We start from the raw sequence: 7,875 nt of genomic DNA, 5'->3' as shown, positions 1-7,875 counted from the left end.
GGCCCCGGAGCAATTGCTCCGGGGCCCCGCCATTTTCAGGGACCCCGTTCACTGTTGCCGAGAGATCGCGTCTCGCGCTTGGCCCGGGAAAAGCTCGCCGCCAAGGGCGCTTGGGAATGCCAGAACCGCCCACAACGTTGTGAAAAGCAGCTATACCTGCCGACAAGGCCGATATCGACCAGACTCGTCACCCGCGAAGGCGGTCTCAAGGAGGAGATCATGAGCGAACGAGAGCCCGCGCGCGCGAAACAGCGCAAGCGCCGCCCGCGGTTCGGCGGCGCCCGCGCCGGGTTGCTGGGCGCGCTCGCCTTCGGATCTCTGATCGGCGGCGCGGCGGCAGCTTCGGCAGAGCCGGAGCCGTCGGTCCCGATTATCGGCGGCTACAACGCGACCTGCGAGTACAGCTCGAACACGGGAACGGCGCGGCCGATCGTGGCCGCCGCCGAAGGCGCGGGAGACACCGAACAGCAGGCGATCGACAACGCCCGCGCGAGCGTGCCGGGGAACCCGCGCTCGGTGAACTGCTTCCTCACGGACCAAGACCAGCCGAACGTCGCCAACGCTTTCAACGCGGCCCGCGGTCAAGACAGCGATGACGACGACAGCGCCACCGGCGGCAGCTACCACCAGCGCCACAACAACCCCGGCAGATAGGGCGGGCGCGCCGTCAGACGGCTGCGGTCACCAGATCGACACGAGCTGCGCCTCGGCGGGCGCCATCGGCGACCCTGGGGCGCAGCCGAAGGCTCTCGCGAAGGCCGGGACGTTCGGCGCCACGCCGTCGACGCGGTATTTCTCCGGCGAATGCGGATCGCTCGCGATCTGCTCGAGGACAGCCTCGTCCCGCCGCTTGCCCCGCCACGACCTCGCGTACGCCAAAAAGAACCGCTGCGCCGGGGCGAAGCCCGCGATCTTCGGACCGTCGAGCCGCCCGCCGAGCTCGGCGGCGAGCGCGTCGAACGCGGTCAGCGTTCCGCCGAGGTCCGCGATGTTCTCGCCGAGCGTGAGCCTGCCGTCGACGTGCGCGTCCGGGTGGCCTGGCAGCGGGACGTAGGCGTTGTACTGGTCCGCGAGTTTGCCGGTGCGCTCCTCGAACTCCTTGCGGTCCTCGGCGGTCCACCAGTTCGCCCGGTTGCCGTCCCCGTCGAACTGGCTGCCCTCGTCGTCGAAGGCGTGCGTCATCTCGTGGCCGATGACCGCGCCGATCGCGCCGTAGTTCAGCGCCGGGTCCGCCTTCGGGTCGAAGTACGGGGCCTGCAGGATCGCGGCGGGGAAGTTGATCGTGTTGTCGGTCGGCTCGTAGTAGGCGTTGATGGTCTGCGGGGTCATGTCCCACTCTTGCCGGTCGGTCGGCCTGCCGATCTTCGCCAGTTGGTAGGCGTGCTCGAACGCCTCGGCCGCCCGGATGTCCGAGACGAGGCCCTTGCCGCCCAGCGCGAGGCCCGACCAGTCGCGCCAATGGTCCGGATAGCCGATCTTCGGCAGGATCTTGCCGAGCTTCTCCTTCGCCTTCGCTTTCGTCTCTGGGCTCATCCAGTCCAGTCGGTCGATCCGCTCCCCCATCGCCGCGACGACCCGGCGCACCAGCGCGAGGACGGCCTCTTTGGTCTCCTTGGGGAACTTCGCCGCCACATACAGCTGCCCGAGGCCTTCGCCGATGTTGTCCTCCACGACCGAGAGGGCCCGTTTGAACGTCGGCAACGGCGCCGTGGCCCCGGACTTCGCCTGGTCCAAGACGAATCGCGAGTCGCGGAACGCCTTCGGCAGCGCGGCGCTGTAATGGTCTGCGACGTGGAAGGCCAGATACGCCTTCCACTGGTCGAGCGGCGCGCCCGCAAGCTGCTGGTCCAGCGCCTGGAAGAACCGCGTCTCCGGCAGGGAGAAGCCGGGGGCGGCGCTCACGCGCTGCGCGGCGAAGAACGCCTGCCAGTCCAGATGCGGCACAAGCCGCTGCGCCTCGTCCAACGGGACGAATTTGAACTGGTTGTCCACCTCGCGCTGCTCGACCTCGGAGAGCGACACGTCCGCGAACGCAGACTCCAACGCGAGCAGCGCGTCCGCAGAGCGCAGCGCGCCTTCCTGGTCTTCGCCGAGCAAGCCGAGCACCGTCCGCGCGTAGTCGCGGTACGCGTCCAGCACCGGCTTGTACTGCGGATCGGTGTAGTAGTCCTTCGACGGCAGGCCCAACGCCTCCTCGGACACCGAGGCGACCTGCTTCGTCGCGTCGCGGAAATCAGCCCGCGCGGACAGCCGCAGCACGATCGGGTCGCCCTCGGCCGCAAACTCGCGCAGGAGGGCGGCGACGTCCTCGGGCGAGGCGATGGCGGCGATCTTGTCGAGCCGGTCCTTGAGCGGGGCGGTCCCCGCTTGTTCGATCGCGCCCTCGTCCGAGGCCTCTTTGTAGAGGAGGCCGACCTTGTGGCGGACCGAGGCCGGGTCGGCCTCGCTGCCCGCGTCCTGCGCCAGCGAACGCTCCAACGCAAGGTCGTCCTCGGAGAGCTTCGTGTCGATGCTCAGCGAGCTCCGGTCGTCCGGGATCGGGCGCGCGTCCAACCACTTCTGGTTCACATAGCCGAAGAGCGAGTCGCAGGCCTCGGCCGACGCGCCGAGACCGCCGACGTCGAACGCCTTCGCCTGGTAGTCCGCCGCGGACTCCCCGCCCCCGGCCTGCGAGCACCCGGCTGCCACTGCCACGACCACGAAAGGCGCGACGAGACGAACAAACCGCACAGACATCCTCCTCTGTCTTCAGACCGATCGGCGTGTGGAGCCTTAGACCGGAGCCGCCGCGAGCTGGCCGCAGGCCGCGGCGATCTCCTGGCCCCTGGTGTCGCGGACGGTGCAGGACACGCCCCTCGCGCGCACTCGGCGGACGAACTCGCGCTGTGCCTCCGGCGAGCTCGCGTCCCATTTGCTGCCCGGAGTCGGGTTGAGCGGGATGAGGTTCACATGGGCGAGCGGGCCGAGCGCCTCATGCAGGAGCTCGCCGAGCAAGTCGGCGCGCCACGGCTGGTCGTTCACCTCGCGGATCAGGGCGTATTCGATCGACACCCGCCTGCCCGTCTGTCGCGCGTAGCCCCGCGCGGCTGCGATCACCTCGGCCACCGGCCAGCGCGTGTTCACCGGGACAAGCGTGTCGCGCAGCTCGTCGTCTGGGGCGTGCAACGACACTGCGAGCGTGACCGAAAGGCCCTCGCCCGCGAGCTTGTTGATCGCGGGCACGAGGCCAACCGTGGACACCACCACGGAGCGCTGCGACAGCCCGAAGCCCTCCGGGGCCGGGCTCGTGATCCGCCGCACCGCCGCGAGCACCCGGTTGTAGTTCGCGAGCGGCTCCCCCATGCCCATGAACACGATGTTGGACAGGTTCCGGGAACCGCCCGCGAGCCGTCCCTCCTGCGCCGCCGCCGAGGCGAGGCGCACCTGCTCCACGATCTCCGCCGTCGAGAGGTTGCGGGTGAGGCCGCCCTGGCCGGTGGCGCAGAACGGGCAGGCCATGCCGCAGCCCGCCTGGCTCGACACGCACAGGGTGATCCGGTCCGCGTACCCCATGAGCACGCTCTCCACCAGCGACCCGTCGTGCAGCCGCCACAGCGTCTTGACCGTCTCGCCGCCGTCGCAGCCCATCGTGCGCGCGGGCTCGACAAGGCTCGGCAGCAAGGCCTCGACCAGCTTCCCCCGGCTCCCGGCCGGGATGTCGGTCATCTCGTCCGGGTCGACGGTGTGCCTCGTGTAGTAGTGCCTGGCCAGCTGCTGCGCCCGGAAGGGCTTCTCGCCGAGCAGGGCGACCGCCTCGCGCAATTCGGCGGCGGAGAGGTCGGCGAGGTGGCGCGGCGGCATGCCGCGCTTCGGCGCGTCGAACACGAGCGGGAGAGAAGTCATGACCAGGCAATTATGCCGCACTTCGCGCCCTTTGCGCGACCTCGCTCTCACCGAGGCCCCAGCGCCGCCGCCGCTGCCGCCTCCCGATCAACCCGTCGGGCGTGAACGAGCGGCGCGCGCGCCGACGAAGCCGAGCGCCAGGCCCGCGCCGATCTCAAGAAGCGCGGTCGTCCAGGAGAACGCGGTGACATGCGCGGACATCGGCGCGTGGACAAAGCTGTCGCTGAAGAATCCCCATCTCGGCAGGAGATGCGCGGCGCTGAAGCCGATCGCGCTGGCGAACCCGAGGAAGGCCGCGACCTGCGGGGCGAAGCGGTGTCCGGCGAAAACCAATACGCACATGACCGCAGTCAACAGCAGTTGGGCGTAGCCCGCGGCCGACACCGCGACAGGCAGTCCCCCCATCCCGCGCCGCAGGTGGTCGGCAGAATGCACGAGCAATGCGACCGCGAAGAGGGCGGCGGCTCTTCGAAGAGAACGGGAAGCGGACATGGCGGCCTCTTTCAGGAGCGTCGACCGCCCCGGGTCGACTACTACAGCCTATAGTAGACATAGCTGTGACGTCAAGCACAGAACTCGGCGCGAGGGGCTTCTCGGGCCGAGGCTAGGATGCGCTCATGGCCCAGAACCCCGAACCCCCCGACCGGCCTGTGCTCGTCATCGACTTCGGGGCGCAGTACACCCAGCTCATCGCCCGCCGGGTGCGAGAGGCCCGGATCTTCTCGGAAGTCCTCCCGCATTCGACCCCGATCGAGGAGATCAAGAAGCGCGACCCCCTCGCGATCATCCTTTCGGGCGGCCCGTCGAGCGTGTACGACCCAGGCGCCCCGTCTGCGGACCCGGCCCTTTTCGACCTCGACGTGCCGGTCATGGGGATCTGCTACGGGTTCCAGGCGATGGCCCGCGCCCTCGGCGGAGCCGTTTCCCATACAAACGTACGAGAATATGGCCGCACCGAGCTGAGCCTGGCAGGCGACGGCGGGTCGCTGCACGCCGGAGCTCCGCAGACGCACCCGGTGTGGATGAGCCACGGCGACTCGGTGACCGAGGCCCCGCCCGGATTCACGGTCACCGCGCAGAGCCCCGGCGCTCCCGTCGCGGCCTTCGAGAACCTGGGGCGCAGGCTGGTCGGGGTGCAGTACCACCCGGAGGTGCGCCACTCCCCGCACGGCCAGGCCGCCATCGAGCGCTTCCTGCACGAGGTCGCGGGGATTCCGGCGACCTGGACCCCCGCGCATATCGCCGAGAGCCTGATCGAGGCGGTGCGCGAGCAGGTCGGCCCTGAGGGCCGCGCGATTTGCGGCCTGTCGGGCGGGGTGGACTCCGCTGTGGCGGCCGCCGTGGTGGCCCGCGCCATCGGCGACCGGCTGACCTGTGTCTTCGTCGACCACGGCCTGCTCCGCGCCGGGGAGCGCGAGCAAGTCGAGCGGGATTTCGTCGCCGCCACCGGAGCCGAGCTCATCACCGTGGACGCGCGCGAGCAGTTCCTCACCGCCCTCGCGGGAATCGAGGACCCGGAGGCCAAGCGCAAGATCATCGGCCGGGAGTTCATCACGAGCTTCGAGGCCGCCGTCGCGGGCATCTCCCAACGGCACCGTGCCGGGCGCTCCTCCGGCGAGGTCTCGTTCCTCGTCCAGGGCACCCTCTACCCGGATGTGGTCGAATCTGGCGGCGGCAGCGGCGCGGCGGTCATCAAGAGCCACCACAACGTCGGCGGCCTGCCCGAGGACCTCAAGTTCGAGCTGGTGGAGCCACTGCGACTGTTGTTCAAGGACGAGGTGCGCGCGGTTGGCCGCGAGCTTGGGCTGCCGGAGGTGATCGTCGCCCGCGAGCCGTTCCCCGGGCCTGGCCTCGCGGTGCGGATCATCGGCGAGGTGACCGAGGACCGGCTCGCCACGCTGCGCGACGCCGACTCGATCGTCCGCGAAGAGCTGGCGGTCCTCGGACCCGAGCTGGGGATTTGGCAGTGCCCGGTGGTGCTGCTCCCCGGCGTGCGCAGCGTCGGCGTGCAAGGCGACGGCCGCACCTACGGCCACCCGATCGTGCTGCGCCCGGTGACGAGCGAGGACGCCATGACCGCCGACTGGGCACGGGTGCCCTACGAGGCTTTGGAGCGGATCTCGAACCGGATCACCGGCGAGGTCGACGGTATCAACCGTGTCGTCCTGGACATCACCAGCAAGCCGCCGGGCACCATCGAGTGGGAGTGATCTGAACGAGCGCGGCTGAGGCCGGCAAAACTCTGGCTCCTCGCCCCGCCTGCTATTCGAGCTGGATCACCACGGCGTTGCCGTCATGGTCGCCGGTGGAGCCGACGGCCGTGCTCCGGGTGTTGCCCATGGGAATGGTCCCGAGTTCTGTGGCTCCGCTGTTGACGAGCCCGGAGAGAAGGTTGTCGCGCGCGGTGTTGAAGGAGTCGTAGCCATGAATGCCCCCGGCGATATCGAACAAGTCGATTGAGAACTTCTCCCGGCTGAACGAGGAGGTCCAGATGTATCCTCCGCCTGGGGCGGGGGCAGGGCCGAACATCCGGGCGTGGTCCTGGGTCTCCAAAAGCGAGAGCGGGCCGCTCGCGTCCGTGTACGTGTCGGGCAACTGGCCGTAACGGGTCCCGCCGATCGATGCGCTGTAGCCGCCGCTGTGCCCGGACTGCCCGTTGAACCCAGCGGCCGCCAGGTCTCTGTTGAGCTTTGCGACGGCTTCTGCGGGCGTGGTCGAAGTGTTGTCCACCAAGACCACGTTGATCGGCTCGTACAGGCTCTTCCCGTCCGTTTTCCGCCCGAGCCAATCCGCCACCGCCCCGCTGCTGTTGATCATCCACTGCCCCAGCTCGCCATAGGGCGTCGGCACCGTGTCGCTCGGACTGGGGTCCGTCGTCGCGACGGCGGAGCCGACCGGCTCGCTCGAAGCCCCTTGGCCGGGGGCTCCCGTCACGCCCGCCTGCGACTGGAGCGATTGTGCGCTCAGGGCGTCGGTCTGCGCGTAGAGCCGGGCCGCGTCCTGGAGGCCGTTCGCAAGCTGCGTCCCCTGCGCGGCGTGCTTCTGCTGCTGCTGGCTTTGCCTGTCCACGAGCGCGTCCCACGCCGCCGAGGCGCCGCCGACGGATGCGCTCGCCCCGCTCATGGAACGAAGCGTGGACACGAGGGAATCCCCCACCGCGTCCTGCGCCGCCGCGATGTCCTTGGCGCACTGCGCGAGCCGCTCTATGCTCACCACGACGCCTGCGCCGATGCTGCTCGTCATCATTACCCTTCTGCCAGACCTGCGGCGCCGATCGCGCCGCGCCGATCGCCGCTCACTGCTCGTCTACGAGGGCCTCTGCGAGCGAGCGATCCAACGCTGCCGTCCCGGCCAGCACCTCGGACGCCCGCTCAGCGAGCTTGCGCGCGACGGCTTTGCCGTACAGACCAGGGAGGTTTCCCGACACCGAACCGTCCTGCCCTATGGCCAGGCCGTGGCTGCTCGCCTCGGCTTCGAGCTTCAACGCCGCCGCCCGCAGCGCCTCCGCGCTGGAGCGGTACTCGCGCAACGCCTCCAAAGCCACCTGCGCGCTGCTCGCCAAAGCCGCCGAATGCCCGGTATGGGCGCTCGCCAACGCCCGAGCGGCTTCGGCAGCGGGTCCCGACCACGACGACTCTTCGAGACCGGAGGCCCGTGCGATGTCGCCCTCGTATTCCCGCAGACTCGCGACGCGCCTGTCCAACGCCGTCTCCACGTCCCCGAGGCCCTCCAGCGGCCAATCCCGCACGCTCGGCCAGTCACGGACTGCCGACCGAGAGGCGGTGGGCCCCGAAGAGCTGCTTGGAGCGGACATATCGGCCTCTCTCGCTTCCATGATGATGCGTCTGCTTTTTCAAAAACATCATGGCCTCTAGCCCCTGGGTTAGGGAATACCACAGACCCGGTTCCGGACGAATCTCACACCGCCCGGCCATTCCTTCACGGCTGTCCGTCTCCGGCTCAGAGGCTCCAACCGCAACGCGCCCACCTGGT

The 7,875-nt window shown here is 69.5% G+C and carries 7 protein-coding genes; 2 read left to right on the top strand and 5 right to left on the bottom strand.

Annotated elements, in window-relative coordinates; genetic code table 11:
* Positions 1-219 precede the first annotated feature (219 nt).
* Positions 220-654 carry a hypothetical protein gene (locus ACRC20_RS10960; protein WP_438686415.1) on the top strand — a complete coding sequence of 145 codons (435 nt, stop codon included), beginning with the start codon at positions 220-222 and terminating at the stop codon, positions 652-654.
* Positions 655-681: 27 nt separating this feature from the next.
* Here ACRC20_RS10960 and ACRC20_RS10955 read toward each other — a convergent pair whose 3' ends face one another.
* The 3 genes from ACRC20_RS10955 to ACRC20_RS10945 all read right to left on the bottom strand — a co-directional run bounded on the left by ACRC20_RS10955 (position 682) and on the right by ACRC20_RS10945 (position 4,374).
* A complete protein-coding gene (locus tag ACRC20_RS10955) occupies positions 682-2,730 on the bottom strand; it encodes a M13 family metallopeptidase (protein WP_438686414.1) in 2,049 nt (682 codons plus the stop codon).
* Positions 2,731-2,772: 42 nt separating this feature from the next.
* Complete coding sequence (gene rlmN, locus ACRC20_RS10950) at positions 2,773-3,882, bottom strand: 23S rRNA (adenine(2503)-C(2))-methyltransferase RlmN (RefSeq protein ID WP_438686413.1); 1,110 nt, start codon at positions 3,880-3,882, stop codon at positions 2,773-2,775.
* 87 nt (positions 3,883-3,969) lie between these two features.
* Complete coding sequence (locus ACRC20_RS10945; protein ID WP_438686412.1) at positions 3,970-4,374, bottom strand: hypothetical protein; 405 nt, start codon at positions 4,372-4,374, stop codon at positions 3,970-3,972.
* 125 nt (positions 4,375-4,499) lie between these two features.
* On the opposite strand from ACRC20_RS10945, the gene guaA reads away from it, so the two are divergent.
* Positions 4,500-6,092 (top strand): glutamine-hydrolyzing GMP synthase, encoded by a 1,593-nt coding sequence (gene guaA, locus ACRC20_RS10940; RefSeq protein WP_438686411.1) that lies wholly within the window; start codon positions 4,500-4,502, stop codon positions 6,090-6,092.
* A 52-nt stretch (positions 6,093-6,144) separates the two neighbouring features.
* On the opposite strand, the gene ACRC20_RS10935 is transcribed toward guaA, so the two are convergent.
* The gene (locus ACRC20_RS10935; protein WP_438686410.1) at positions 6,145-7,125 is read right to left on the bottom strand and encodes a WXG100 family type VII secretion target; all 981 of its coding nucleotides are present in this window, start codon (positions 7,123-7,125) and stop codon (positions 6,145-6,147) included.
* Between the two features lie 52 nt (positions 7,126-7,177).
* On the bottom strand, positions 7,178-7,696 hold the full coding sequence (locus tag ACRC20_RS10930) for a hypothetical protein (RefSeq protein WP_438686409.1): 519 nt from the start codon (positions 7,694-7,696) through the stop codon (positions 7,178-7,180).
* Positions 7,697-7,875: the final 179 nt, after the last annotated feature.

This window comes from Segniliparus sp. (assembly GCF_051660745.1).
Classification (GTDB): Bacteria; Actinomycetota; Actinomycetes; order Mycobacteriales; family Mycobacteriaceae; genus Segniliparus.
Note: the sequence above shows the minus strand (reverse complement) of the source record. Positions and strands in the feature narration are given on the sequence as shown.